General features: G+C 73.8%; 27 protein-coding genes. 13 read left to right on the forward strand and 14 right to left on the reverse strand.

Annotation, left to right across the window (positions count from 1 at the left end; genetic code table 11):
• Nucleotides 1–41: 41 nt before the first annotated feature.
• Nucleotides 42–1,442 carry a pyridoxal phosphate-dependent decarboxylase family protein gene (locus D4B81_RS07200; RefSeq protein WP_122261900.1) on the forward strand — a complete coding sequence of 467 codons (1,401 nt, stop codon included), beginning with the start codon at nt 42–44 and terminating at the stop codon, nt 1,440–1,442.
• On the opposite strand, the gene D4B81_RS07205 is transcribed toward D4B81_RS07200, so the two are convergent.
• The 3 genes from D4B81_RS07205 to D4B81_RS07215 are packed head-to-tail and all read right to left on the reverse strand — an operon-like array spanning nt 1,429 to nt 2,472.
• Nucleotides 1,429–1,629 (reverse strand): helix-turn-helix transcriptional regulator, encoded by a 201-nt coding sequence (locus tag D4B81_RS07205; protein ID WP_122261751.1) that lies wholly within the window; start codon nt 1,627–1,629, stop codon nt 1,429–1,431. The genes D4B81_RS07200 and D4B81_RS07205 overlap by 14 nt on opposite strands.
• Nucleotides 1,622–2,026, reverse strand: coding sequence for a hypothetical protein (locus D4B81_RS07210; RefSeq protein WP_122261752.1), 405 nt, complete (start codon nt 2,024–2,026; stop codon nt 1,622–1,624). Before D4B81_RS07210 ends, D4B81_RS07205 begins: the two co-directional genes overlap by 8 nt.
• Before the next feature lie 56 nt (nt 2,027–2,082).
• Nucleotides 2,083–2,472, reverse strand: a complete 390-nt coding sequence (locus D4B81_RS07215; RefSeq protein ID WP_122261753.1) for a VOC family protein — start codon at nt 2,470–2,472, stop codon at nt 2,083–2,085.
• Between the two features lie 98 nt (nt 2,473–2,570).
• On the opposite strand from D4B81_RS07215, the gene D4B81_RS07220 reads away from it, so the two are divergent.
• Nucleotides 2,571–2,807 carry a hypothetical protein gene (locus D4B81_RS07220; protein ID WP_122261754.1) on the forward strand — a complete coding sequence of 79 codons (237 nt, stop codon included), beginning with the start codon at nt 2,571–2,573 and terminating at the stop codon, nt 2,805–2,807.
• Between the two features lie 37 nt (nt 2,808–2,844).
• On the forward strand, nt 2,845–4,356 hold the full coding sequence (arfA, locus tag D4B81_RS07225; protein ID WP_122261901.1) for an arabinosylfuranosidase ArfA: 1,512 nt from the start codon (nt 2,845–2,847) through the stop codon (nt 4,354–4,356).
• A 48-nt stretch (nt 4,357–4,404) separates the two neighbouring features.
• On the opposite strand, the gene D4B81_RS07230 is transcribed toward arfA, so the two are convergent.
• The 4 genes from D4B81_RS07230 to D4B81_RS07245 form a co-directional block, all read right to left on the reverse strand.
• Nucleotides 4,405–5,766 (reverse strand): extracellular solute-binding protein, encoded by a 1,362-nt coding sequence (locus tag D4B81_RS07230; RefSeq protein ID WP_122261755.1) that lies wholly within the window; start codon nt 5,764–5,766, stop codon nt 4,405–4,407.
• Nucleotides 5,767–5,828: 62 nt separating this feature from the next.
• Nucleotides 5,829–6,491 (reverse strand): carbohydrate ABC transporter permease, encoded by a 663-nt coding sequence (locus D4B81_RS07235; protein WP_237565872.1) that lies wholly within the window; start codon nt 6,489–6,491, stop codon nt 5,829–5,831.
• A gap of 201 nt (nt 6,492–6,692) precedes the next feature.
• Nucleotides 6,693–7,571 carry a carbohydrate ABC transporter permease gene (locus tag D4B81_RS07240; RefSeq protein ID WP_122261756.1) on the reverse strand — a complete coding sequence of 293 codons (879 nt, stop codon included), beginning with the start codon at nt 7,569–7,571 and terminating at the stop codon, nt 6,693–6,695.
• Nucleotides 7,568–9,601, reverse strand: a complete 2,034-nt coding sequence (locus tag D4B81_RS07245; protein ID WP_122261757.1) for a beta-galactosidase — start codon at nt 9,599–9,601, stop codon at nt 7,568–7,570. Before D4B81_RS07245 ends, D4B81_RS07240 begins: the two co-directional genes overlap by 4 nt.
• A 159-nt stretch (nt 9,602–9,760) precedes the next feature.
• Here D4B81_RS07245 and D4B81_RS07250 point away from each other — a divergent pair, with 159 nt between their 5' ends.
• The 3 genes from D4B81_RS07250 to D4B81_RS07260 all read left to right on the forward strand — a co-directional run bounded on the left by D4B81_RS07250 (nt 9,761) and on the right by D4B81_RS07260 (nt 12,940).
• The gene (locus tag D4B81_RS07250; protein WP_122261758.1) at nt 9,761–10,780 is read left to right on the forward strand and encodes a LacI family DNA-binding transcriptional regulator; all 1,020 of its coding nucleotides are present in this window, start codon (nt 9,761–9,763) and stop codon (nt 10,778–10,780) included.
• Between the two features lie 77 nt (nt 10,781–10,857).
• On the forward strand, nt 10,858–11,958 hold the full coding sequence (locus tag D4B81_RS07255; protein WP_122261759.1) for a YihY/virulence factor BrkB family protein: 1,101 nt from the start codon (nt 10,858–10,860) through the stop codon (nt 11,956–11,958).
• A 247-nt stretch (nt 11,959–12,205) separates the two neighbouring features.
• Nucleotides 12,206–12,940 carry an ACT domain-containing protein gene (locus tag D4B81_RS07260; RefSeq protein WP_237565873.1) on the forward strand — a complete coding sequence of 245 codons (735 nt, stop codon included), beginning with the start codon at nt 12,206–12,208 and terminating at the stop codon, nt 12,938–12,940.
• A gap of 38 nt (nt 12,941–12,978) precedes the next feature.
• On the opposite strand, the gene D4B81_RS07265 is transcribed toward D4B81_RS07260, so the two are convergent.
• Entirely contained in the window at nt 12,979–13,341 is a 363-nt protein-coding gene (locus tag D4B81_RS07265) for a bleomycin resistance protein (protein WP_122261761.1), read from the reverse strand.
• 50 nt (nt 13,342–13,391) lie between these two features.
• On the opposite strand from D4B81_RS07265, the gene D4B81_RS07270 reads away from it, so the two are divergent.
• Entirely contained in the window at nt 13,392–14,261 is an 870-nt protein-coding gene (locus tag D4B81_RS07270) for a class I SAM-dependent methyltransferase (RefSeq protein ID WP_122261762.1), read from the forward strand.
• 15 nt (nt 14,262–14,276) lie between these two features.
• Here the strand turns inward: D4B81_RS07270 and D4B81_RS07275 are convergent, their stop codons facing one another.
• The 3 genes from D4B81_RS07275 to D4B81_RS18755 are packed head-to-tail and all read right to left on the reverse strand — an operon-like array spanning nt 14,277 to nt 17,097.
• Nucleotides 14,277–14,633 carry a VOC family protein gene (locus tag D4B81_RS07275; RefSeq protein WP_122261763.1) on the reverse strand — a complete coding sequence of 119 codons (357 nt, stop codon included), beginning with the start codon at nt 14,631–14,633 and terminating at the stop codon, nt 14,277–14,279.
• A gap of 41 nt (nt 14,634–14,674) precedes the next feature.
• Nucleotides 14,675–15,880, reverse strand: coding sequence for a winged helix DNA-binding domain-containing protein (locus D4B81_RS07280; RefSeq protein ID WP_122261764.1), 1,206 nt, complete (start codon nt 15,878–15,880; stop codon nt 14,675–14,677).
• The gene (locus D4B81_RS18755; RefSeq protein ID WP_237565874.1) at nt 15,877–17,097 is read right to left on the reverse strand and encodes a mycothiol transferase; all 1,221 of its coding nucleotides are present in this window, start codon (nt 17,095–17,097) and stop codon (nt 15,877–15,879) included. The genes D4B81_RS07280 and D4B81_RS18755 overlap by 4 nt, the downstream gene beginning before the upstream one ends.
• Nucleotides 17,098–17,155: 58 nt before the next feature.
• On the opposite strand from D4B81_RS18755, the gene D4B81_RS07290 reads away from it, so the two are divergent.
• The 4 genes from D4B81_RS07290 to D4B81_RS07305 all read left to right on the forward strand — a co-directional run bounded on the left by D4B81_RS07290 (nt 17,156) and on the right by D4B81_RS07305 (nt 20,058).
• On the forward strand, nt 17,156–18,388 hold the full coding sequence (locus D4B81_RS07290) for an NAD(P)/FAD-dependent oxidoreductase (protein WP_237565875.1): 1,233 nt from the start codon (nt 17,156–17,158) through the stop codon (nt 18,386–18,388).
• Nucleotides 18,389–18,444: 56 nt separating this feature from the next.
• Nucleotides 18,445–18,834, forward strand: a complete 390-nt coding sequence (locus D4B81_RS07295; RefSeq protein WP_202613612.1) for an ArsR/SmtB family transcription factor — start codon at nt 18,445–18,447, stop codon at nt 18,832–18,834.
• Nucleotides 18,831–19,616, forward strand: coding sequence for an arsenite methyltransferase (gene arsM, locus D4B81_RS07300; RefSeq protein WP_122261765.1), 786 nt, complete (start codon nt 18,831–18,833; stop codon nt 19,614–19,616). The genes D4B81_RS07295 and arsM overlap by 4 nt, the downstream gene beginning before the upstream one ends.
• Before the next feature lie 61 nt (nt 19,617–19,677).
• Nucleotides 19,678–20,058 (forward strand): ArsR/SmtB family transcription factor, encoded by a 381-nt coding sequence (locus D4B81_RS07305; RefSeq protein ID WP_122261766.1) that lies wholly within the window; start codon nt 19,678–19,680, stop codon nt 20,056–20,058.
• Between the two features lie 104 nt (nt 20,059–20,162).
• Here the strand turns inward: D4B81_RS07305 and arsB are convergent, their stop codons facing one another.
• On the reverse strand, nt 20,163–21,146 hold the full coding sequence (arsB, locus tag D4B81_RS07310; RefSeq protein ID WP_237565891.1) for an ACR3 family arsenite efflux transporter: 984 nt from the start codon (nt 21,144–21,146) through the stop codon (nt 20,163–20,165).
• A gap of 145 nt (nt 21,147–21,291) precedes the next feature.
• On the opposite strand from arsB, the gene arsA reads away from it, so the two are divergent.
• Nucleotides 21,292–23,094: an arsenical pump-driving ATPase gene (gene arsA / locus D4B81_RS07315; RefSeq protein WP_272914062.1), complete on the forward strand. Its 1,803-nt coding sequence runs from the start codon at nt 21,292–21,294 to the stop codon at nt 23,092–23,094.
• A gap of 71 nt (nt 23,095–23,165) precedes the next feature.
• On the forward strand, nt 23,166–24,143 hold the full coding sequence (locus tag D4B81_RS07320) for an NAD-dependent epimerase/dehydratase family protein (RefSeq protein WP_122261769.1): 978 nt from the start codon (nt 23,166–23,168) through the stop codon (nt 24,141–24,143).
• 17 nt (nt 24,144–24,160) lie between these two features.
• Here D4B81_RS07320 and D4B81_RS07325 read toward each other — a convergent pair whose 3' ends face one another.
• Together D4B81_RS07325 and D4B81_RS07330 are read right to left on the reverse strand one after the other, a co-directional pair.
• The gene (locus D4B81_RS07325; RefSeq protein WP_122261770.1) at nt 24,161–24,559 is read right to left on the reverse strand and encodes a hypothetical protein; all 399 of its coding nucleotides are present in this window, start codon (nt 24,557–24,559) and stop codon (nt 24,161–24,163) included.
• Between the two features lie 131 nt (nt 24,560–24,690).
• Nucleotides 24,691–25,848 (reverse strand): citrate/2-methylcitrate synthase, encoded by a 1,158-nt coding sequence (locus D4B81_RS07330; protein ID WP_122261771.1) that lies wholly within the window; start codon nt 25,846–25,848, stop codon nt 24,691–24,693.
• Between the last annotated feature and the right edge of the window lie 16 nt (nt 25,849–25,864).

A 25,864-nucleotide genomic window follows, 5' to 3' on the forward strand; every position in this document is an offset into this window, starting at 1 on the left:
TGGGGAGGGCTGGACCTGACCTGAGAGGTGGCGTGATCGCGGTGGGCCGTACACCTGACGGCGCGGAGGCCCTGGCCCGCGCGCACGAGCACGCGTTGACCTGGCTCTCCAGCCTGCCCGACCGCGCCGTCCCGCCGTCGGCCTCGGTCGCCGAGGTGGTCGCGGCGCTCGGGACCGAGCTGCCCGACGGACCGACGGATCCGGTCACGGTGGTGGACCTGCTGGCCGAGGCGGCGGAGCGGGGGCTGACGGCGATGCCGTCGGGCCGGTTCTTCGGTTTCGTGATCGGCGGCACGCACCCTGCGGGGATGGCGGCGGACTGGCTGACCTCGGCGTGGGACCAGAACGCCGGGTTGCGCACGGTCACGCCTGCGGCGACCGCGGCCGAGGACGTCGCGGAGGCGTGGGTGCTGGAGCTGCTGGGCCTGCCCGCGGGGAGCGCCGTCGGGTTCGTGACCGGCGGGACCATGGCCAACTTCACCTGCCTGGCCGCCGCCCGCGACGCGGTGCTCGCCCGGGCCGGGTGGGACGTCGGGGTGTCAGGCCTGGCCGGTTCGCCCGGGGTGCGGGTGCTGGTCGGTGCGGAGCGTCACGACTCCGTCGACCTGGTGCTGCGCTACCTCGGTCTCGGCGCGCCGGAGCTCGTCCCCGTCGACCGGCAGGGACGGATCGACCCGGCCGCGCTGCGCGAGAGGCTCGTGGGCGGGGACGACCGGCCGGTGGTGGTGGTCCTGCAGGCGGGCAACATCCACTCCGGGGCGTTCGACCCGTTCGAGGAGGCCGTCGCGGCGGCGCACGAGCACAGGGCGTGGGTACACGTCGACGGCGCCTTCGGGCTTTTCGCCGGCGCCTCGCCCGCGCACCGGCACCTCGTCCAGGGCTACGAGGCTGCCGACTCCTGGGCGACGGACGCCCACAAGACGCTCAACGTGCCCTACGACTGCGGGCTGGCGATCGTGCGCGACCCGGCCGCCCTGCGGGCGGCAATGTCGATGCACGGCGCCTACCTGATCCACGACGCCGCGGGCGACCCGTTCGAGAAGGTCCCCGAGCTGTCCCGCCGCGCCCGTGCCTTTCCCGTGTGGGCCGTGCTGCGGTCGCTCGGTCGCAGCGGGGTCGCCGAGCTCGTCGACCGTCTGGCCGGCCATGCCCGTGCGTTCGCCGAGGGCATCGTCGGCATCGAGGGTGCCGAGGTGCTCAACGACGTGGTCTTCACCCAGGTCTGCGCGGCCTTCGGGGACGACGCCCGCACCCGGGCCGTCGTCCACCGGATGATGGGCGACGGCACGGCGTGGACGAGTGGCTCGGTGTGGCACGAGCGGGCTGTGCTGCGCATCTCGGTGAGCAACTGGTCGACGAGCGACGCCGACGTCGGGCGCACGCTGGGCGCCCTTCGCGCCGCCGTGGCCGCGTCGTCGGGGGAGGCACCTACCTCAGGGTGAAGACCTCCTCGACCGAGCGCCCGAAGACCAGGGCCAGCCGCAGGGCCAGGGGGAGGCTGGGGTCGAAGCGACCGGTCTCGATGGCGTTGATCGTCTGCCGGGAGACGCCCAGCTCCTCGGCGAGCCGGCCCTGGCTCCAGCCGCGCGCCTCCCTCAGGCTCCGAAGGGCGTTGACCGTCTCAGCCACCCATGGCTCGCAGTGCCAGGCGGTAACGGATCCAGAAGGCTCCGACCGCGAGCGTCAGGAACAGCGCCGCCGCCAGGGCCGCGGCGGTGCCCGCGACGATCGTCAGGACGAGGAGAAGAACCGCCCCGAGGATGACGGCATCACCGTAGGCCAGGCTCCGGGCCTGCTGCGCAGCGCGGAACTCCACGCTGTCCGGCGAGCTCTCCCCGGAGGCGTCCCGGCGCCGGCGCATCGTGATGTTGAGAGCCAGCGCCAGCGGCAGGGCCACCAGCAGCGTCCCCACGAACCCCAGCGGGTCCTGGAACGGGTTGTCGGCCTCGACGTCGCCCCATCCCTGCAGGACGAGGCCCGACACGGCGAGGGCAACCGCGACCCACCACAGGTGTGATGTCTTCATGTGTCAAGTGTCCTTGTCACTACCCCATGGTGTCAAGCGAGCTTGTCAACCCACCGTCAGAGGTCGAACGCGACGGGGTGCCTCGGCTCGTACAGCAGCAGCGTCCCCGCCCCGGGCAGGACCAGGTCCACCCCGAGCCCGAAACCCATGTCGGTGGGCTCGCCGTCGAACCGGGCCCCCCGAGCACCCAGCTCCTCCATGGTGGCCGTCAGGTCGTCGCACATCAGGGTGATCTGGTGCGTGCCCTCGGTCGCCCACGTCCCACCCTGCGGCCCTGCGGTGGGATGCACCCCCATCTCGCTGGGACCGGTCCGGAAGATGAGCCACTCCTGCGGATCGTCGCTCTCACCCTCGGTGACGCACGGCCACCTCAGGACCTCCTTCAGGAATCGCCGCGTCTCCGGCGGGTCGGTGGAGTAGATCAGGGTGTGCACCGCGGTGAGCATGCCTGACGCTATCGAGCGGGTGGCCACTCGTGCACCGAGGGCACCCACTCCTGCACATGGTCTGTACGGCGCCGTGACGAGCGAGGAGACTGGGTCTGGTGACGATCGACACGTGGTGGCCCCAGCCCTCGTCAGGGACGACGGACTGGCTCATCGCCAACAACGGGAGTCCTGTGCCGTCGGCCATCGTCGAGCAGATCGAGCTCGTGGGCGGCCCCGGAGCCGCGGACCCGTGGTGGGGCAGGGGCGAGGACGCCACCGAGCTCCTGATGCCCGACCAGGCGGTCGACTGGATCGAGGCGGTCGCCAACAGGGAGTCACCCCCGCCGACCTGAGCCGACGGCATACGCGGCGTGGCAGGGTGGGGCCGTGATCCAGCAGGCGAGAGTGTCCATGGACCCCGCGTTCGTCGTCGCGCCGGTCAACCGGCGGGTCTTCGGCTCCTTCGTCGAGCACATGGGTCGGTGCGTCTACACCGGCATCTACGAGCCCGGCCACCCGACCGCCGACGAGGACGGCCTGCGGGAGGACGTCCTCGACCTGGTCCGTGAGCTCGGCGTGACGACCGTCCGCTACCCGGGGGGCAACTTCGTCTCCGGGTACCGGTGGGAGGACGGCGTCGGCCCGGTCGCGGACCGCCCCACACGGCTCGACCCCGCGTGGCGCGCGGTCGAGAGCAACGCGTTCGGGCTCAACGAGTTCATGAGGTGGGCGGTCCGCGCGGGCGTGGAGCCCATGCTGGCGATCAACCTCGGCACCCGTGGCCTGCAGGAGGCCGTCGACCTGCTCGAGTACACCAACCACCCGGGGGGCACGACGCTGTCCGAGCTCCGCGTCGAGCACGGGGCGAGGGAGCCGCACGACGTCCGGATGTGGTGCCTGGGCAACGAGATGGACGGTCCCTGGCAGCTGGGTCACAAGACCGCCGACGAGTACGGCCGGCTCGCAGCCGAGACCGCCCGCGCCCTGCGCCAGTTCGACCCCGGCCTGGAGCTCGTCGCCTGCGGGTCCTCCAGCCGGGCCATGCCGACCTTCGGTGCCTGGGAGGCCACCGTCCTCGAGCACACCTACGACCTCGTCGACCACATCTCCGCGCACGCCTACTACCAGCTGCACGGCGACGACCACGCCAGCTTCCTGGCCTCCTCCGTCGACATGGACCGCTTCATCCAGCAGGTCGTCGCCACCGCCGACCACGTGGGCGCCCGCCTCGGGTCGGACAAGCGGGTCGACATCTCCTTCGACGAGTGGAACGTCTGGTACCTGGAGCAGCAGCTCGGCGACCCACCGACCGCGCCCCGCGACTGGGCCGTCGCCCCCCGCACGAGCGAGGACGCCTACACCGTCCTCGACGCCGTCGTGGTGGGGTCGCTGCTCATCACCCTGCTGCGCCACGCGGACCGGGTGACGGCCGCGTGCCAGGCACAGCTGGTGAACACCCTCTCGCTGATCCGGACCGAGCCGGGCGGCCCGGCCTGGCGGCAGTCGAGCTTCCACCCGTTCGCCCTGACGTCCAGGCACGCCGTCGGCACCGTCCTCGACCTGCGCCTGGACGCCCCCACGCTGGCGACCGACCGCCACGGTCCGGTGCCGCTGCTCGACGCGGTCGCGACCCACGACGCCGACACCGGTCGGCTGGCGGTCTTCGTGGTGAACCGCCACCCGTCCGAGCCGGTGTCGTTGACGACGGGCCTACGGGCCTTCGGCGGGGCCACGCTGCTGGAGGCCGTCCTGGCCGACGACGACCTCACCGCCACCAACACCCAGGACGACCCCGACCGGGTGGTCCCCCGCCGGCACCCGGACGCCTCGGTCGCGGGCGAGGCCCTCCTCGCCGAGCTCCCGCCGGCGTCCTGGAGCATGTTCGTCCTCGACGTCACCTGACCGGGCGCACGATCCCCGAGGGACCGTGCGCCCGACCAGCGTCCCGGACTACTCGCCGACCGGTATGCCCTGCGCCTCCAGGGCGGTGGTGGTCGAGTCCTGGGCGGCGGTGAGCGCGTCGGCCAGGCCGCCGTCACCGCTGACCGCGGCGGAGAAGCCGTCGGCGACGTCGTTGTAGACCTGCGTCATCGTCGGACCCCACGTCCACTCGGTCGGGACGGTGGCGCCGGCCTCGGTGAAGACCTCGTAGATCGGCTGGTCGCCGTAGAAGGGCACGCCCTCGGCGAGGGCCGGTAGCTGCTGGCCGGCGGTCGTCGCCGGGTAGAGGTTGGCCGCCTCGATGAGCGCGGTGTGCGCCTCCTCCGACGTCTTCAGCCACAGCGCGAACTGGGCCGCCTCGTGCGGGTGCTCGGTGCCGTTGAAGACGGCCGTGGTGGAGCCGCCCCAGTTGCCGGCCGCGACCTCGCCGTCCCACGTCGGCATGGGCGCGACCCGCCAGGCGCCCTCGGTGTCGGGTGCGCCGGACATGATGGAGTTGGCGCCCCAGACCGCGGAGATCCAGGTCCAGGCCTGGCCGGTGTTGTAGGCGTTGTCCCACTCGGTGGTCCACGGCGGGAGGGTCGAGACGAGGTCCTCCTGGACGAGGCCGTCCCAGTAGTCGGCGACCTGCACCGACTCCTCGCTGTCCAGGCGGACCTGCCAGCTCTCACCCTCGGTGCCGAACCACGACCCGCCCGCCTGCCACACGAGGCCGGCGAACTGGTTGATGTCGCTCGTGGAGAAGTTGGTGATGTAGCCGTCGTTCTCGCGCACCTGCTCGGCGGCAGCGGCATACTCCTCCCAGGTGGTGGGCACCTCGATGCCCGCCTCGGTGAAGAGGTCCTCGCGGTAGAACATCGCCATCGGGCCGGTGTCCTGGGGGATCGCGTAGACCGCGTCCTCCTCGCCGAGCTGCACCTGGGTCCAGGTCCACTCGACGAACTGGTCCTGGGCGTCCATGACGCCCTCGCAGCCGGCGATGTCGGTGAGGCCGTCCTGGACGCGGAAGTTGGGGAGCGCGTCGAACTCGATCTGGCCGAGGTCGGGCGGGTTGCCGGCCTCGAGCTGGTTGAAGAAGTTCTGGTAGGTGCCGGAGTTGCCGTTCGGCCCGGTCTGGACCTCGACCTGGACGTCGGGGTTCTGCTCGTTCCAGATGTCGACGACGCCCTCGATGCCGGGCACCCAGGAGAAGAAGGTGAGGTTGACCTCGCCGTTGCTGGGCTCGCAGGCCGTCGCCTCGGCGCCACCGCCGCCGGCGGCCGGGCCGGAGCCCTCGCCGGCGTCACCGGTGGAGTCGCCTCCGCAGGCGGCCAGGGGCAGGAGCAGGGCGGCGAGCGTGGTCACGCTGGCCACGCGGGTGCTGATCTTCATCGATGTCACTCTTTTCGTGGGGTGGTGGGCGGGGTGGGCGGGGTGGGCGGGGTGGGCGGGCATCACTTCAGCGAGCCGGTCCCCAGACCGGTCTGCCAGAAGCGTTGGAGGAAGAGGAAGACGATGATGAGCGGCACGATCGAGACGAGCGAGCCGGTGAGCACGTAGAGCCGCAGCTCGGGGACCTGGTTGACGACGGTGTTCCAGTTGTAGAGCCCCAGCGTCACCGGGAAGAGCCGCTCGTCGCGCAGCATGATCAGGGGGAGGAAGAAGTTGTTCCAGATCGAGACGAACTGGAAGAGGAAGACCGTCACGAGCGCGGGCACCATGAGCCGCACGGACACCGAGAAGAAGGTCCGCACCTCCCCGGCCCCGTCCAGCCGGGCCGCCTCGAGGAGCTCGTCCGGCACCGAGCTCGCCGCGTAGATCCGGGCCAGGTAGACCCCGAACGGGCTGACGATGCTCGGCAGGAACACCGACCAGAAGGTGTTGGTCATCCCGACCTGGGCGAAGATCAGGAAGAGGGGCAGGGCGAGCGCCGTGGCGGGCACCAGCACCCCGCCGAGGACGACGTTGAAGAGCACCTCCCGCCCGGGGAAGTGGTACTTGGCGAGGGCATACCCGCACATCCCGGCCAGCACGGTGGCGACGAGCGCGCCCAGCCCCGCGTAGAGCACCGAGTTGAGCAGCCACCGCGGCAGGATCCCGTCGCCGTAGGAGAACACGTCCCTGGAGGTTCTCGACGAGGTTGAGCTCGGAGAACCACAGCGGGTTCGTCGAGGTCAGGTCGCCGCGGGACTTCGTGGAGGCGACGAGCAGCCACCAGATCGGGGTGAGGAAGTAGAGCGTGAAGACCGCGAGCACGAGCGTCACCGCCACGCGGGGGATCGGGCTCGGACGGTATGCCGTGGGCGTTGGGGTGGTGCTCACTGGAAGGCCCTCCGCTGGGTGAGCTTGAGGAAGGTGAAGGACAGGACGAAGGTCGCCAGGGCCAGCACCACGGAGAAGGCGGCCGCCAACGGCTGGTTGGGGACGGCCGCGGTCGTGTAGACGAGCAGGTTGGGCGTGTAGTCGCTGGCCACGGCGGTGGAGAAGCTGCGGAAGACCTGCGGCTCGGCCAGCAGCTGCAGGGTGCCGATGATCGAGAAGACGCCGGTGAGGATGATCGCGGGCATCACCAGCGGGATCTTCACCGACCAGGCGATGCGCCACTGGCTGGCACCGTCGAGGACCGCCGCCTCGTAGACCTCACCCGGGATCGCGAGCAGCGAGGAGTAGATGATGAGCATGTTGTAGCCGACGTAGACCCACGTCACGACGTTCGCGATCGACCACAGCACCAGGTCGGCGCCGAGCAGGTCGACCTCCTGGGTGACCTGCCGGAACGGCGAGAGGTTGGGGGAGTAGAGGAAGCCCCACATGATCGCCGCGATGACGCCGGGCACGGCGTAGGGGGCGAAGAAGGCCAGCCGGAAGAACTTCGCGCCGCGGGCTGTCGGGGAGTCGAGCAGCAGCGCGAGCAGGAGCGCCACCCCGAGCATCACCGGCACCTGGACCGCGCCGAAGAGCAGGACCCGGCCGATGGAGTCCCGGAACGCCTCGTTCTCCAGGACCGCGCGGTACTGGGTCAGGCCGCCGAAGACCTCCTCCGCCGGGCCGAAGGTCCCCACCCGTTGGACGGTCCTCGTCGACTGCCACACGGCATACCCGATGGGGAGGACGTAGAAGAGGGCGAACAGGAGGGCGAACGGGCCGACGAAGACGGCGATCGCCCCCGGGTGCTGGACGCGTCGGGGTCTGCTCATGAGGGCTCCTCCGGGGTGCGGACCACCCGGACGGCTCCGCCCGGGACGTGCAGGGTGCCGGCGACGGGCCGGCCGGTGAGCACCTCGTGGCCGTCGGCCGGGAGGCTGACGGGCTCGGCGCCGTGGTTGATGACGAAGAGGTGCTCGCGGGTGCCGTCCGGGGCGGCCCGGCGGACCACCTCGACGTCGGCACCGGCGCCGGGCTCGGGGTCGACGCCGGCGCCCGCGCAGACCTCGGCGACCAGGGCGTCACGGGTGGTGGGGTCGAGGTCGGTCGCGACGTACCACGCCCTGCCGTGCCCGTGGTCGCGGCGGGTGACGACCGGGGTGCCGGTCAGCGGCCCCTGCGCCAGCTCGCGGTGGGCGGTGGCCCCGGCGAGCCGCAGGTGCTCGGACCACCTGCGAGCCTGCCCGCCCCCGGCCAGCGCCAGGCTGGTCCCGGGGACGATCGGGTGCACCTCGTCGACGGCGATGCCCAGGAGGTCGCGGAAGGCTCCGGGGTAGGGTCCGCTGCGGATCCGGTCGTCCTCGTCGACGATGCCGGAGAAGAAGGTGACGAGCAGGTGCCCGCCCTGCTCCACGAAGCGCTCCAGGACCGTGGCCTCGTGGTCGCGCACCAGGTAGAGGTGCGGCACGACCACCAGCCGGTAGTCGTCCACCGGCGCGCCGGGACGCACGACGTCGACGGTCACGCCCGCGGCGCGGAGAGCGGCATACATCGACAGCACCTGGTCCAGGTGCACGACGTCCTCGCTCGGGCGGGCCGGCGCGTCCGCCGCCCACTGGTTCTCGTAGGAGAAGACCAGCGCCACCTGCGCGGTGACGGTGGTGCCGGCGAGGTCCGGCAGCGAGCGCAGGAGCGCGCCGAGCTCGAGCACCTGGCGCCAGGTGGCGGAGTCGGTGCCGGCGTGCGGGAGCATCGCGGAGTGGAACTTCTCCGCGCCCTGGCGGGAGGCGCGCCACTGGAAGAAGCACAGGGCGTCGGCGCCGCGCGCGAGGTGGCTGACCGAGGTCCGCAGCATCTCGCCCGGCTCCTTGGCCAGGTTGACGGGCTGCCAGTTCACCGCGCCGGTCGAGTGCTCCATGAGCACCCACGGCTGACCGCCGGCCAGCCCGCGGGTGAGGTCCGCGCAGAAGGAGAGCTCGGTCTCCGGCTCGGGCAGGCGGTGGTCCAGGTAGTGGTCGTTGGCGACGACGTCCATGTGCGGCGCCCAGGACCAGTAGTCGACGTCCCGCTGGTGCGCCGTGACCATGAAGTTGGTCGTCACCGGTATGTCGCTGTGCCGGCGCAGCACCTCGGCCTCGGCCAGGTGCTGCTCCAGGAGGGCGTCGGAGGAGAACCGGTGGAAGTCCAGGACCTGCGTCGGGTTGGGGGTGGAGAGGGTCAGGCGCGGGGGCAGGACCTCGGTGAAGGAGCCGTAGCGCTGGGACCAGAAGCTTGTGCCCCAGGCCCGGTTGAGCGCGTCCGTGCTGCCGTAGCGGTCGGCGAGCCAGGCGCGGAAGGCGTCGGCGCTGACGTCGCAGTAGCAGAGCGAGTTGTGGCAGCCCAGCTCGTTGTTGACGTGCCACAGGCGCAGGGCGGGGTGGTCGCCGTAGCGGCGGGCCACCTGCTCGACGAGGGCGAGCGAGTGCTCGCGGTAGACCGGCGAGCTGGGGCACCAGGCCTGCCGGCCGCCGGGCCAGCGGGTGGTGCCGTCGATCGTGACGGGCAGGACCTCCGGGTGGGCCGTGGTCAGCCAGGGCGGTGGGGATGCGGTGCCCGTGCCGAGGTTGAGGCCGATGCCGTGCCGGTGCAGCAGCTCCACGACCTCGTCGAGCCGGTCGAAGTCGTAGGCACCGGGGGTCGGCTGCAGCTCGGCCCAGCCGAAGATGTTGACCGCGACGAGGGAGACCCCGGCCTCCTGCATGAGGGCGACGTCCTCGACCCAGGTCTCACGGGGCCACTGCTCGGGGTTGTAGTCGCAGCCGAGCAGGACCTGGTCGGTGCGCCAGCGGTTCCCCCGCGTGGTGGTCCTGGCCACCTCGACCATGTCCCGGCTCCTTCGCCCGTCTGCACCAGACGACCGGGTGGTCGTCTGTGACCGTGCACAGAACGCCGTGCGCTAAAACGGCTAGATCGTTCTGTGACCGTGCACAGAGCGTGGCGTGCCGGCGGGGTCGCTGTCAACCCCCTCGCTAGGATCCGCTTCATGCCCCCCTCGCCGCGTCGTGCCACCATCCGGGACGTCGCCCGGGAGGCAGGGGTCTCCCGGGGCACCGTCTCCCGGGTGCTGAACGGCGAGCGCTACGTCTCCGACCAGGCCCGCGAGGCGATCGAGCAGGCGATGAAGGTCGTGGGCTACGTGCCCAACACCGCCGCGCGCAACCTCGCCCTGCGGCGCTCGCGGGCGGTGGGGTTCGTGGTGCACGAGCCGCACGCGCTCTTCCTGGAGGACCCGAACATCGGCGCCATCCTGCTCGGGGCCAACACGGTGCTCTCCGAGGCAGACCACCAGATGGTGACGATCGTCGTCGACTCCGACCGGGACAACGAGCGGGTCGCGCGCTACCTCGGGGGAGGCTTCGTCGACGGCGCGGTCATGGTGTCCGCGCGCCAGCGCGACCCGATGCTGCAGGCCCTGCAGGCGATGTCGCTGCCCACCGCGCTCGTCGGTCGTCCCCCTGCGGGGGTCGAGGTGCCGTGGGTCGGGATCGACAACCGGGGGGCGGCCCGGGCGGTCACCGAGCAGCTGGTCCGGTCGGGGCGCGAGCGGGTGGGGATCATCGCGGTCGGCCTCGACCGGGACTCGGGGGCCGACCGGCTGCAGGGCTTCCGCGACGCCCTCGGCCCGCGCTTCGACCAGGGCCTGGTCGTGGAGCGACCGCTCTACGAGTACGCCGCCGGCCGGGACGCGATGCAGGAGCTGCTGGTCCGCGAGCCCGCGCTCGACGGCGTGTTCGCCACCTCGGACGCGGTGGCGGCCGGGGCCCTGGAGGCCCTGCTCGCGGCGGGCAGGTCGGTGCCCGGCGACGTCTCGCTGGTGGGCTTCGACGACTCGACCTGGGCGCGGAGGTGCCAGCCGGCGCTGACGACGGTGCGGCAGCCGGCCCGTGAGCTGGGCGAGCGCGCCGCGGCGCTGGTGCTCGACCTGCTCGCCGGCAAGGACGTGGCCGCCGACCCCGCGGGCACCCTGCTCCCGACCGACGTGGTGGTCCGCGACTCCGCCTGACCGGCAGGTACCCACCCACCACCCCCGACCGGCGCCCGCGGGTCGCAGAGTACGGCGCGGACCGTGACACTGGGTGGATGGCGTCCGCCTCCGCGCACGGGAACGGCCCCGCCGCCGGCGAGCCCTCGGCCGCCGACGAGCCCTCGGCCGCCGGCGAGCCTCCGGCCGCCGGCACCGGGGTGGGCTCGGACGCGGCCGGCCCGGGCGAGATCCCGTGGCGGGGCTGGTTCCTCATCCTGCGCCGGGTGGTCCGTCGCACCCTGGCGGACAACTTCTCGCTCTACAGCGCGGCCGTGGCCTTCTTCGCGGTGCTCTCCATCGCCCCGGTGCTCGTCACCGCGCTCTCGGTCTACGGCGCGGTCAACACGCCTGCGCAGGCGCTGCACCATCTCTCCGGGCTCGCCGCGGTGCTGCCCCCCGCGCTCGGTGACGTGATGGCCGACCAGCTCGTCTCGATCACGGCCGCCTCGACCGAGGTGCTTACCGTGCGGGGCCTCCTCGCGCTGACGGTCGCCCTCGGCACCGCGATGACGGCGATGACCTTCCTCGTCGAGGCGCTCAACGTGGCCTACCGCGAGCAGGAGACCCGGGGCGTCGTGAGACGGGCCCGCCTTGCGCTGACCTTCGTCCTCGGGGGGGCCGTCGGGCTGGGGGCGGTCATCGCCGGGAGCGCCCTGGTGACCCGGGCCCTGCGCGAGGCGCCCGACTGGTTCCGCCTGGTCATCCTCACCGGGGTGTGGGTGGTGCTCGCCGTCCTGATGGCCCTGGGGCTGGGCGTCCTCTACCGGTTCGCCCCTGCCCGTCGGGGTCGTGCCCGGTGGCGGTGGATCAGCCGCGGTGCCGTCGCCGCGACGACGGTGTGGCTGGCCTCCTCGGCCGGGCTCTTCGTCTACGTGCAGAACCTCGGCACCTACGAGCGGACGTACGGCTCGCTCGCGGGTGTCGCGATCAGCATGTTCTGGCTCTGGCTCACGGTCCTGCTCGTCGTGCTGGGTGCGGCCCTCAACGCGGAGGCCGAGCGGCAGACCCGGCGCGACTCCACCGTGGGCCCGTCCCGGCCACCGGGGAGGCGGGGTGCCGTCGTGGCCGACGACGTCCCGCCGCACCCGGAGGACCCGGGTGAGGCTCCCGACGTCGACGAGGCGCGCACGACGACCCCCCTGGCCGAGGGGCGCTGACGCAGTCCCCGGTCACCCGGGCAGGGATCCCTTGTGTCACACCATGGTCCGCACCGCGGACCCCGTTTCTGGGGATGGCCGCCGGACCGCGACACGTGCCGGCAACACGGGCGAAACGTGGGGCGGTCACTGTTGCCGCATGCCTCCACGCGCAGCTCAAGCCCCCCGGTCCGGCCACGGGACGGGGCAGGACGCGGACATCGCGTGCGGGGCGTGCGGTCTCCAGCCGCATCCGGGACGCCCCCGTGTGACGGTCGCGAACGTCCTGGTCATGCTGCCGGTGGAGCTTGCCCTGCACGCGGGGGTCCTGCTCACGGACCTGCCCTACCTGGGCAAGGTGCTCCTGCTCACCCTGGCCGCGACCCTCCTGGCCGTGTGGGTGGTCGAGCCGTCCGCCGCCCGGCTGCTCCGGAGGTGGTTGCACGCGCCTGCGCTGCGTGCACGGGTGCGGCTGCGCGCGGCGGACTCGTTGTGGAGGGTGCGGGCCGAGCTGCGCGACGAGCCGGGCGCGCTGGCGCGCCTCACCGACGAGCTGTCCGCCCTGGGCGCCAACATCCTCGACCTCCAGGTGCAACGCCAGCCCGAGGGTGCTCTCGACGAGCTCGTCGTGGCCACCCCGGCCGAGGTGCGCGAGGAGGACCTCCTCGACGCCGTGGCGACCGCCGGTGGGCGGGCGGCCGTCGTCCGTCCCACGACCGCCTCGGTCCTCGCCGACGCGCAGACCCGCGCCCTGAGCCACGCCGTCGCCGTCGCCGACCGGCCGGAGGAGCTGCCCCAGGAGGTGGCCGAGCTGCTGCGCGCGAGCGTGGTCCGTGACCCGCCGCCGGGGTGCTCCTTCGCGGGGCGCACGCTCCTGAAGATCCCCTCGGTGACGTCGGGGGCGCTGGTCCTCGCCCGACCGGGGGAGCCGTTCACGATCGCGGAGTCGGCGCGCGCCCACCGGCTGGCCGAGCTGGCGGAGCTGACCACCCTGCGCAGGTGAGGTGCGCTGACCCGCCCGGACGCGCCGCGACCCGGCTCTCACTCCGGGTTCTCGATCACCCGCAGGAGGGTGCCGTCAGGGTCCACGAGCGCCCCGATGCGCAGCCCGGACGCTTCCAGGACGAGGGGGTGCACCCGCGGCCACCCCGAGGTGGTCTCGGGGAGGCCGGCGGCGCGGCATACCTCGAGGAAGGCCCCGGCGTCGTCGAGGCGCAGGCAGCAGGAGAAGCTGCTCGTCGCGGGGTCGACGTCGGGGTGGGAGAAGAACTCCAGCACGGCGTCGCCGCGCGCCAGGATCATCCAGGAGTCGTCCCGGTAGCCCTCCACGAAGCCCAGGTCGGCGTAGAACCGGGAGGTCACGGTGAGGTCCCGGGCGGGCAGGTTCGGGGTGGCGCGGTCCATGGCTCACGGTAGCGGTGACGACCGGGCGGGGTGGCTGGCACGCTGAGGGGGTGGACGACTACCTCAGCATCAACGCCGCCAACTGGGACGCCCGCGCGGACGTGCACGCGGGACCGGGCGGCTACCGCCTCGACCTCGTCGAGGACCCCTCCTGGCTCTCGGGGGTCGTGCGGTTCGACCAGCCTCGGCTCGGCGACCTCACGGGTGTGGAGGGGCTGCACCTGCAGTGCCACCTCGGCACCGACACCGTGAGCCTGGCCCGGCTCGGGGCACGGATGACCGGTCTCGACCTGTCCCCGCGGTCCCTGGAGCTGGCGCGCGGGGTGGCGGCGCGTGCGGGCGTCGAGCTCGACCTCGTGCAGGCTGACGTGTACACCGCGCCCGAGGCCCTGGGGGGGAGGACCTTCGACCTCGTCTACACGGGGATCGGCGCGCTGTGCTGGCTCCCGGACATCCGGCGGTGGGCGGACACGGTGGCCCGGCTGCTCCGGCCGGCCGGGCGGCTCTTCGTGCGGGACGGGCACCCGGTCCTCGACTCCGTGGTCGGGGTGGTGGTGCGGGACCACGTCCCCGACCGGGACCAGCAGCCGTGGATCTCCGGACCGGGAGAGGCGTCACCCGCGCTGGAGCTGCCCTACTGGGAGACACCCGAGGGGTTGACCTGGTCCGAGGACGTGTCCTACGCCGGTCACGGCACGGTCTCCGCGCCGCTCAACCGGGAGTGGAACCACGCGCTGAGCGAGATCGTCATGGCGGTCCTCGACGCCGGGCTGCGGCTGGAGCTCCTCGTCGAGCACGACTCGGTGCCCTGGGACGCGCTCCCGGGCCTGATGGTCGAGGACGAGCACGGGGAGTTCCGGCTGAAGGACCGGCCAGAGCGGCTGCCGGCCAGCTTCACGCTGGTCGCGCGGCGGCCGTGACCGTCCCGGGATCTCTCAGACGGAGTCCAGCTGGGCAACGCAGAACTCGTTGCCGTCGGGGTCGGCGAGGGTGACCCAGCGGAAGTGCTCGTCGCCGCGGCGCCCGACCAGCGTCGCGCCAGCACCCAGGAGCCGGTCCGCCTCGCCGTCGAGGTCGTCCGTCGTCAGGTCGAGGTGCAGCCGGTTCTTGCCGGGGGTGACCTCCTCGACCTTCTGGAAGGCCAGCACGACGGGCAGCCCACCGCCCCGGACCATGACGTACCAGCCGTCGTTCGTCTCGGCGATCTCCGCCCCCGTCTGCTCCGCCCACCAGGTGGCCAGCGCCACCGCGTCGGTCGTGTCCGCCGTCACCATGCCCAGGGAAAGTGTCATGCCCGTCAACGTAGCGGTGCCCCCCGACAGACCGCACCCGGTCAGGGGAGGGCGGCGCCCTTCATCAGCTGCGAGCTGTAGACGTTGCTGATCCGCACCCCGTCGAGCCACCGGGTCAGCCGCCGGGCCTCGACCTCCAGCGCCGCCCGGGCCGCGGCGCCGGGGTCGGCACCGGGCGCGAGGACGACGCGCACCGCCCCGTCCTCGTCCTGCACCCACGCCCCGACGAGCCGGCCGCCCCACCAGGCGGTCGTACCGGCGTTGCCGTTCGTGTCGAAGAGGTAGGTCGTGAGCGCCGGGTCGAGGTAGAACTCCCGCCCCCGCCACCCCATCGTCGTCGGGTCGAGCGTCGGCAGCAGGGCCGCCCACGGCTCGACGTCCGCCTCGGGGTCGACGTCGTCCGGCAGCAGCCACCCGGTCGACCCGCCGTCGAGGCCGACCGGCACCGCACCGACGGCCGACAGCGACGCCCTCGCCGCCGTCTTCGTCGACCCGAGCCACCACTGGACGTCCTCCACCGTGCCCGGGCCGAAGGTCCGCAGCCAGCGGCGGACCAGCTCGGCATACCCCTCCTCGGCGGGGAGCGGCTCCACCGCGCCGCCCAGCCAGTCGGTCGTGAGCGTCCAGGTCGGGCGGGAGAGGCGCCAGTGACCGGTGTTGGGCCCCCGGACGACCAGTCCCTGCGCACCGAGCCAGGTCAGCACGCGCGGGGCGAGCGGCGCGGTGCCGCCGTAGCTCTTGCCGAGGCCGTAGGTCATGGTGCCCGCCAGCTCCGGCAGGTCCTCCCGCAGCTGGCGCGCGGGGAGCGGCCCCCGCTCCGCCAGGTGCCGCAGCACGGCCCCACCGGCGGCCTCGAGCCAGGCCGCGCCGTCGTCGGCCACCGCCTGGGCCTCGACGTCGCGCGCGATCACCCTCCGCTGCTCGGCCGCCACGCGCGCCGACGCGCTGCCGAGCGCGGCGGGCAGCAGGTCGCGGGGGAAGACGAAGAGCGTGCGGCGCATGGCCAGCTGCTTGACCACCGAGCGCTCCTCGTAGAGCGCCCGGTCGACGTCGGCCGGCCCCGTCCCCTCGGTGCGCGCGTGCACGGCGAGGTGCACGGTCGCGGCCTCGGTCGCGTGCAGGACGGTCATCGCCCGCGTCGCGGCGACGGTGTCCTGCACCCGGTGGGAGGGGTGGACCGCGTGCCGCCGTGCCAGCCGGGCGCGGCGCTCGCGGTCGTCCACGTGGCGGACGGGGGCGCCGCTCACCGCTGCGCGGCCTGCCGGGCAGCCTCCTCCACGCGCTCCCGGTGGGCGGACCAGCCCTCGTCGTCCAGGTCGGGGAGGTTGCTCACCCCCTCGCGCATGCCGGTCCGGCCGTCCAGGAGCTCCCGGAGGATGTCGGCGTGCCCGGCGTGCCGGGCCGTCTCGGTCGCGAGGTGCACGAGGATCAGCCCGAGCGTGACGTCAGCCCGGTCCGGCGCCCAGTGCGGGACCCGGCCGCGGGAGTCCAGGTCGAGCGCCGAGACGGTGGCGTCGCCGTGCGCCCAGGCGCGTCGGTAGAGCGCCACGACCTCCTCGCGCGACTCCTCCTCGGTCGCCCACATGTCGGCGTTGGCCTCCGCCCCGTCGTCGTACCAGGGGAGGGGGATCCCGCTGGGCCGCCCGAACGTGTCGCCGAGATAGCCCAGCTCCACCGCGGCCAGGTGCTTGACCAGGCCCAGCAGGTTGGTGCCGGTCGGGGTCAGGGGACGGCGCGCGTCATACTCCGAAAGACCCTCGAGCTTCCACACGAGCGCTGTCCGCGCGACCTGCAGGTAGCGCAGCAGCCAGCCCTTGAGGTCGTCGGGCGCGGGCACCGGCGGCGGGCCCTTGCGCGCCGTCGCCAGGAAGACCGGGTAGGCCGTGCCCTCCTTCTCGACCTGGGTGCAGTCCTCGACACCCACCTCGCCGAGCCCGGCCCGCCCCATCGCCGCCGCCAGCTCGGCGCGGTCGAAGCCGGGGTGGCCGTCGAAGTCGTGGGTGTGCGCGTGGAAGGAGCCGTCCTCGGTGTCCAGGTCGGCAACCGCCACGACGCCGCCCTCCTCGGTCAGCGCGGCCAGGCCCCGCAGCACCGCGTCCAGGTCGTGCACGTGGTGGAGCACCATCGAGGAGACGACGAGGTCGAAGCGCTCCGGCGGCGGCTCCTGGTGCTCGAGGTCGAGGTCCCAGACCCGGGAGCCCGCCGGCAGGTCCCCCGACGCGATCTTGCCGTCCGTCACCTCGCGCATCCCCGAGGAGTTGTCGGCCAGGGTCGCGGCGATCCCGGGGAGGAGGTCGGCCAGCGCCTGGGTGACCAGACCCGTGCCGGCGCCGTACTCGAGCAGGCTCGTCACCGGCCGACCCCCGAGCGACCCCACGACCGCCCGCGCCACCTCCTGCGCCCGCGCCACCTTGTCGGGGTCGTCCCACGTCCCGGCGTGCTCGTCGAAGTGCTCGGTGCCCATGCCGACACCCTGCCACGCACGACCGACACCTTGCGCGGGTCCGGCGTGCGGGTGTCGAATGGCTGCAGGTGGGGCGGTCGTCGAGGAGGTCGGCATGCACGTCGTGGTGGTCGGAGCCGGTCTCGCCGGTGGCCGGGCGGTCGAGGAGCTGCGCGCGGCCGGGCACACGGGCGAGGTGACCCTCCTCGGGGCCGAACCCCACAGCCCCTACGAGCGTCCGCCTCTGTCCAAGGACGTCCTGCTCGGCCGGGCCGAGGTCGCGTCCGCCACCCTCTTCGACGACGCCTGGTATGCCGAGGCTCAGGTCGACCTGCGCGTCGCCACCGAGGCGGTCGGGGTGGACCTCGCCCGAGGGGTGGTCGAGCTCGTCGACGGGAGCAGGCTCGCCTACGACCGGTTGCTGCTGGCGACCGGGTGCGAGCCCGTGCGCCTGGCGGTCGCCGAGGCCGGGCGAGCGTCCGGGTCGCTGCCGGTGCCGGTGACCCACCTGCGCACGGTCGAGGACGCCATGGCGATCCGGTCGCTGTGGTCGGGCGGGGCGGACGGTCGTCGGCTGCTGGTCGTCGGCGGTGGGTGGATCGGTCTGGAGGTCGCGGCCGCAGCCCGTGAGAGCGGTATGGAGGTCACCCTCGTGCACCGGGGGGCCCAGCCGCTGGGCCGGGTGCTCGGTCCCGAGATGGGGCAGCTGTTCGCGGCGGTGCACCGTGAGCACGGGGTCGACCTGCGTCTCGGCGCGACGCTGGAGGAGCTCACCGCTGGTGCCGCCGGTCGCGCCGCCGCCCGGCTCAGCGACGGCAGCAGCGTCGACGTCGACGCCGTCGTGGTCGGTGTCGGGGTCCGGCCACGGACGCGGCTGGCTGAGGCCGCCGGCCTGGCGACCGACGACGGCGTGCTGGTCGACGCCACCCTGCGCACCGGTGACCCGCACGTCTGGGCGGCCGGGGACCTCGCCTGCCACGAACACCCCGTCCTCCGCCGGCGGGTCCGGGTCGACCACTGGGACGCGGCCCAGGAGCAGGGCCGCCACGCCGCCCGGGCCATGCTCGGCGACCCCGCTCCCTACACCCGGCTGCCGTACTTCTACACCGACCAGTACGACCTCGGCATGGAGTACGTCGGCTTCGTCGGCCGGGAGGGCTACGACGACGTCGTCGTCGAGGGGGACGTCCCGGGCCGGGTCCTCACCGCCCGCTACGTCACCGAGGGCACCGTCGTGGCCGCCCTGCAGATCAACGACTGGGACGCCATGGACGGTCTGCGGGAGACGGTGGGCCGACCGCTGCGCCGCTGACCGTCGATGCAGGGACCCTTGCGCCCGGGCTCTTGATCGACTATCGTCGATTATCGATGAATGACATCCTGCCCCGCGCCGCCGCCGAGGAGTACGCCGACTGGTTCCGGACCCTCGCGGACCCCACCCGCCTGCAGGTGCTGGCCTGGCTGGCCCGCCAGCCCGCACCGGTCCCGGTGCGAGCGGTCGTGGACGCGTTCCCGCTGTCGCAGTCGACCGTGAGCCACCACCTCGCCGCCCTGACCCGCACCTGCTTCGTGGTCGCCGAGCGTCGCGGCACGAGCACCTTCTACGTCGTCGACCCGGCCTGCCTGAGGGCACTCCCGGCCGCGGCCGACCAGATCATGGCCGGCGCGTCCGGCATCTGCTGCTCGCCGAGCCTCGCCGACCTCCCCACCCCGGGCCTCCCCGCCCGGACCACCACCACCACCCAGGAGCGACCATGACCGACATCCGCGAGACCGTCCGCGAGCGCTACGCCGCCGCGGCCCAGGCCGCCACCTCAGGGACGCAGGGCTCCTCGTGCTGCGGTCCGTCCGGCGGCCCCACCCTCGTCGAGCTCACCCAGGACGCCGAGGGCCACGCCGTCTTCGGCCGCGAGCTCTACGCCGGGGACGACGTCACCGGGGAGGGGGTCGAGGAGGCCATCGAGCTCTCCCTCGGCTGCGGCGTGCCCACCGCGGTCGCCGACCTGCACCCCGGCGAGGTCGTCCTCGACCTGGGTTCGGGGGCCGGCGGCGACGTCCTCCTCTCCGCCCGCCGGGTCGCGCCGGGTGGCCGCGCCATCGGTCTGGACATGACGACCGAGATGGTCGAGCTGGCGCGCCGCAACGCCGCGGCCGCCGGCGTCGACAACGTCGAGTTCCTGCAGGGCTACCTGGAGGAGGTCCCGCTGCCGGACGACAGCGTGGACGTCGTCATCTCCAACTGCGTCATCAACCTCGCCGCCGACAAGACCGTGGTGCTGGCCGAGGCTGCGCGGGTCCTGCGACCCGGCGGCCGGTTCGCCGTCTCCGACGTCGTCGCCGACGAGGGCATGGACGAGCGGACACGCGCCGACATGGCCCAGTGGACCGGGTGCATCGCCGGCGCCCTCACCGAGGCGGAGTTCCGCACCGCGCTGGCGTCCGCGGGCTTCACCGACGTCGAGGTCGTGCCGACCCACCGGGTGCACCGGCACGCGCAGGCGGCGATCGTCCGCGCCTCCCTGCCGGTGACGGGTCGATGACGCAGGTCACTCCCGGTCGGCACGCATGGACGACCGTCTATGCGAGGCGTAGCCTCGAGGTATGACCGACCTCGCAGCGCACCCCGTCCCCGCGGCCGAGGACGTCTGCTGCCCGGGCACCGACTGCGAGCTGCTGCCGCGGCAGCAGGCCGAGGAGCTGGCGGTCGTGTTCCGCGCGCTGGCCGACCCGACGCGGGTGCGGCTGCTGCAGTACCTCGCGGGGTCCGACTCCGGCACCGCCTGCGCCTGCCACCTCCCGGGCGCCCTGGGCATCACCCAGCCCACGCTGTCCTTCCACATGCGCAAGCTGCACGACGCGGGCCTCGTCGACCGGGAGAAGCGGGGGCGCTGGGTCCACTACACCGTGCGCCCCGACGCGCTCGAGCGGGCGCGGTCCTTCCTCGGCCTGCCTCCGGCCGGGGCGGAGACCCGCTGCTGCTAGACCTCAGGCAGGCGCGACCGGGACGCCGAGGGACTCGAGCAGGGCCGTGACCCGGGCGTGCCTCTCGGGTCGGCGGGTGAGGTCGGGGTATGGCGTGGGGCAGGTCAGGCGCGGGCGTGCGGGAAGCGGTCGCGCAGGGCGAGGGAGACGTAGACGAGCCCGACGAGAACCGGCACCTCGATGAGGGGTCCGACCACGCCGGCGAGCGCCTGGCCTGACGTCACCCCGAAGGTCGCGATGGCGACCGCGATGGCGAGCTCGAAGTTGTTGCCGGCCGCGGTGAACGCGAGCGTGGTGGTGCGCTCGTACGACATACCCAGACCCCTGCCGAGCAGGTAGCCCGCGCCCCACATGAGCGCGAAGTAGACGAGCAACGGCAGGGCGATCCGGGCGACGTCCAGCGGGCGCGAGGTGATCTGCTCGCCCTGGAGCGCGAAGAGCAGCACGATCGTGAAGAGCAGGCCGTAGAGCGCCCACGGCCCCACGCGCGGCAGGAAGGTCCCCTCGTACCAGTCCCGACCCCTGGCCCGCTCGCCCCAGACGCGGGAGAGCCAGCCGGCCACCAGCGGGATGCCGAGGAAGATGAGCACCGACCGTGCGATCTGCCACGGGCTCACGTCGAGCGCGGCCTGGTCCAGGCCGAGCCAGCCGGGCAGCACCGAGAGGTAGAACCACCCGAGGCCGGCGAACGCGACGACCTGGAAGATCGAGTTGAGGGCGACGAGCACCGCGGCCGCCTCCCGGTCGCCGCAGGCGAGGTCGTTCCAGATGATGACCATCGCGATGCAGCGGGCCAGGCCCACGATGATCAGCCCGGTGCGGTACTCCGGCAGGTCGGCGAGGAAGATCCACGCCAGCGCGAACATCAGCGCCGGACCGACGACCCAGTTCAGGACCAGCGAGCTGACCAGCATCCGCCGGTCGGCGACCACGGTGTCCAACCGGTCGTAGCGGACCTTGGCCAGGACGGGGTACATCATCACCAGCAGGCCGAGCGCGATCGGGAGCGAGACCCCGTCGATCTCGACCGCGCCGAGCGCCGCGCCCAGCCCGGGCACCAGCCTGCCCAGAAGGAGCCCGGCCACCATCGCCACGCCGATCCACAGCGGGAGGTAGCGGTCGGTGGTGGACAGGTGCACGGGCGGGCGGGAGGACCCGACGCCGGGCACCCCAGCCGTCGTGGTGCCCCGGCTCCTCGCTGGTTCCATGGCACGAGTATATTCAGAACTGTCGATGCATGAGCGCCGGGAGGAGCCGAGCGACATGGTCCCCTCAGCCCCCACCTTCCTGGTCGACACCCCGCGCTTCCTCTTCCTCACCGGCAAGGGCGGCGTCGGCAAGACCTCGCTCGCCTGCGCCGCCGCGCTGCGGCTCGCCGAGCAGGGCCGGACGGTGCTGCTGACCAGCACCGACCCCGCCTCCAACGTCGGCCAGGTGTTCGGGGTGACGGTCGGCGACCGGGTCACTCCCGTCCCCGGCGTCCCGGGGCTGGACGCCCTGGAGATCGACCCGCAGCAGGCGGCGGACGCCTACCGCGAGCGGGTCGTCGCCCCCGCCCGGGGGTTCCTGCCCGAGGATGAGGTCGCCGCGCTGACCGAGCAGCTGTCCGGCTCGTGCACCACCGAGGTGGCGGCGTTCACCGAGTTCGCGCACCTCCTCGCCGGGGGCCCGTCGAGCGCGGCCTACGACCACGTGGTCTTCGACACGGCGCCGACCGGGCACACCGTCCGGCGGCTCCAGCTGCCGGGGGAGTGGACCCAGTTCCTCGCCCGCGGCCGGGGTGACACGTCCTGCCTGGGCCCGATGTCCGGCCTCGACGAGCAGCGCGCCGTCTACGCGGCGGCCGTCGACGCGCTCGCCGACCCGTCCCGCACCCGGCTGGTCCTCGTGTCCCGCGCGCAGCGATCCGCCCTCGCCGAGGTGGCCCGCACGGCCGTCGAGCTCGGTGAGCTGGGGATGACGCGGCCGCACCTGGTCCTCAACGCCGTCCTGCCCGACACCGGCAGCGACGACCCGCTCGCCGCCGCGGTCCGGCGGCGGGAGGAGGAGGCGGTCTCCGGTATGCCGCGCGCGCTCGCCGCGCTGCCGCGCACCGTCGTCCCGCTGCGGCCGGTCGACGCCGTCGGGGTGGCGGCGCTGCGCGCCCTGCTCGCGGAGGGTTCCGTCGCGGTCCCCGACCCCGGCCCGACCCCGGCGCCCGTCGCCCCCCTCGGCGCCCTCGTCGAGGAGTTGGACGCCTCGGGGGACCACGGCCTGGTGCTGTGCATGGGCAAGGGCGGGGTCGGCAAGACGACGGTCGCCGCGGCCGTCGCCGTCGAGCTCGCCCGGCGCGGGCACGCGGTCCACCTCACGACGACCGACCCGGCCGCCCACCTCGCGGCCACGCTCGAGGGCGAGCTCCCCGGGCTGACGGTGAGCCGGATCGACCCCGAGGCGGCGCTCGCGGCATACCGGGAACGGATCCTGCGCGTCCGCGCGAGGGAGCTCGACCCCGACGGCCTGGCTGCGCTGGAGGAGGACCTGCGCTCCCCGTGCCTCGCCGAGATCGCGGTGTTCCAGGAGTTCAGCCACGCCGTGTCCCAGGCGCGCCGGCAGTGGGTGGTCGTGGACACCGCGCCGACGGGTCACACCCTGCTGCTCATGGACGCGACCGGCTCCTTCCACCGGCAGATGACCCGCCAGCTGGGGGAGGGGGCCCGGTTCACCACGCCGCTGATGCGCCTGCAGGACCCGGAGGGGACCCGGGTGCTGCTGGTGACGCTCGCCGAGACCACGCCGGTCCTCGAGGCCCTCGAGCTGCGCGACGACCTGCAGCGGGCCGGCATCGAGCCGTGGGCCTGGGTGGTCAACCAGAGCCTGGCCGCCGCCCGACCGGGCGACCCGCTGCTCGCCGCCCGGGCCCGGGCCGAGGCGCTCCCCCTGGCGACCGTCGCCGGGGCCGCCGCCCGGCTGGCCGTCGTGCCGGCCCTCGCGCGGGAGCCGGTCGGCGTCCCCGCCCTGCTGGAGCTCACGGCGACGGGGGTCGCGGCCGGGTAGGCCCCGGCAGGGGAGGCCACCGCCAGCCCCTCCGCCGTGCCCACCCCGCACCCGTGGTGCAGGCTGGCGCCATGCAGATCCTTCTCCTCGGCGGCACCCGCTTCCTCGGCCGTGCGACGGCGGCGGCCGCCCGTGACCGCGGCCACGACGTCGTCTGCCTCGCCCGCGGCAACGGCCCGGTGCCCGACGGCGTCCGGCTGGTGGTCGCGGACCGGGACGTCGACGACGCGCTGGCCGCGGTGGCCGACCGCTCCTGGGACGCCGTGGTCGACATGGCCACCCAGCCCGGCCACGTCCGCCGGGCCGTGCGCGACCTGCGCACCCCCCACCGGGTGCAGGTCTCCACGGCCAACGTCTACGCGCGCTTCGACCTGCCCGAGCAGCCGGAGGGCTCCGCCACGGTGCCGGCGCTGGAGGCTGACGCGATGGCGGGGATGGAGGACTACGGCGCGGCCAAGGTCGCGTGCGAGGAGGCGGTCCGCGCCGCGGGGGGCACCGCCACGGTGGTGCGGGCGGGGCTGATCGGCGGGCCGGGGGACGTGAGCGGGCGCCTCGGCTACTACCCCTGGCGGTTCGCCCACCCCACCGGCACCGACGTGCTGGTCCCGCCCGACCTGTCGATGCCGACGGCCGTCATCGACGTCGACGACCTGGCCACCTGGCTGGTGGAGGCGGCCGAGCGCGGGCTGGACGGGACGTTCAACGCGACCGGGCCCACCACCCAGCTCGGCGACCTCCTCGACCTGGCCCGCCGGGTGGCGGGCAGCGACGCGGTCGCGCGCCCGGTGCCCGAGGACGTCGTCGCGGCCGAGGGCGTCAACCCGTGGATGGGCCCCACCTCGCTGCCGCTGTGGGTCGACGACCCGGCCATGCGGTGGTTCGCGACGCTGGACACCTCGGCGGCGCGGCGCGAGGGCCTGCGCACACGTCCGCTCGAGGAGACCCTGGCCAGGGCGCTGGCCGAGGAGGAGGCGCGCACCACCCCGCGCGGGTGCGGCCTCACCGACGAGGAGGAGATCCGTGTCCGGGAGGCGATCGACCGGCGCTGACCGGGGTGCGCTCGGGGTCAGCGGGGGCGGGCGGCGTCGAGCAGGGCGGCGAGCTCGGCCCGGGCGGCGGCGACGTCCTCCGGCGAGGGCAGCTTCTCCCTGCTGAGCGTGACCGGGGTGCCGCCGCGGGCCTCGTCGCCCGCCGCGGCGGAGAGCCTCGTCCCGTCCGGCAACCTCCAGAGGACCTCCGGCACCGTCCCGACCAGGTTCTGGGCGGACGCCTCGCCGAACCGGGAGCTCAGCACCGAGGCGACCGCGGCCAGCGCGTCCAGCGGGCCGCCCGGCACGCTGCCGGTCGTCGACGCGGCGAACGTGCCGTCGTCCTGCTCCAGCAGTGCCGTCCGCTCCTCCTGGTCGCAGCCGGTCGCCCGCCGCGCCCACTGCGACCCCGCCTCGTGCTCCAGCTGCCGTCCCATCCCGGTCCCTCCTCGCGTGCTCCGCGCCGGTGTGTCGTCAGCGCGCAGGTGAGCCGAGGGTAGCCCGGCGTCCTGCGGTCCGCAGCGCAGGACGCGGGGTGGCGTGCCGGGTCGGCCGGGAGGTCTCAGTCTCAGGTCGGCAGCGGCGCGGGCGCAGGCGGCCCGACGTAGCGGGCCGCCGGGCGGAAGATCTTGCTGCTGCCGGACTGCTCGATGATGTGGGCGCCCCAGCCGACCACCCGCGCCGTGGCGAAGGTCGGCGTGAACATCTCGCGGGGGATACCGCACAGCTCCATGACCACGCCCGCGTAGTACTCCACGTTGACGTGCAGCTCGCGCCCGGGCTTGAGCTCGGCGAGCGCGGCGACGACCTCCTCCTCCACGCGGACCGCGAGGTCCACGAGCGGCCCGCCCATCTCCAGGGCGATCTCGCGCAGCAGGGCGGCGCGCGGGTCGGTGGTGCGGTAGACCGCGTGCCCGAAGCCCATGATCCGCCCGCCCGCGCCGACCCGCTCGCGCACCCACTCCCGCGCCCGGTCGGGCGAGCCGATCTCGTCGAGCGCGTCCAGCGCCCGGTCGGGCGCGCCCCCGTGCAGCGGCCCGGCGAAGGTGCCGATCGCCGCGCAGACCGCCGACGCGACGTCCGAGCCGGCCGAGGTCACCACCCGCGCCGCGAAGGTCGAGGCGCTGAAGCCGTGGTCCACGGTGGAGGTCAGGTAGGCCGTCACCGCGCGCCGGTGCTCCTCCGTCGGCTCCTCCCCGCGGAGCATCCACAGCCAGCTGCCCGCGGCCCCCAGCTCGGGGCGAGAGGGGAGCGGCTCCAGCCCCGCCCGGAGGCGGTGGATCGCCGCCTGGACCACCGGCACCACGGCGACCAGTCGCAGCACGTCGGCGCGCACCTGCTCGGCGGGCGCGCCGTACGTCGGCCCGAAGCCCTCGACCGCGCCGAGGTGCGAGACCGCCGTCCGCAACCGCGCGAGCGAGGCGCGGTCCGGACCCGAGCGGGCGACGTCGAGGAGCACCTCCAGGAGCCCGTGCGGCATCCGTGAGGCGTCCGCGAGGCGGGCCTGCAGGGCGGCGGACTCCTCGGGTGTCGGCAGCGTTCCCTCGAGCATGAGGTGGCAGACGTCCTCGAACGAGCGGGTCCGCGCCAGCTCCACGGCCGAGTACTGCCGGAAGTGGTAGAACCCCTCCTCGCCGCGGACGTCCCCCGTGGTGGTGTCGGCGACGACGACGTTCTTCAGCCCCGCAGGCGCGAGGATCTGCTCGGTGCTCCGCTCGGTGGTCATACCGGCGAGCGTGACC

Source organism: Ornithinimicrobium cerasi (assembly GCF_003702705.1).
GTDB lineage: Bacteria > Actinomycetota > Actinomycetes > Actinomycetales > Dermatophilaceae > Ornithinicoccus > Ornithinicoccus cerasi.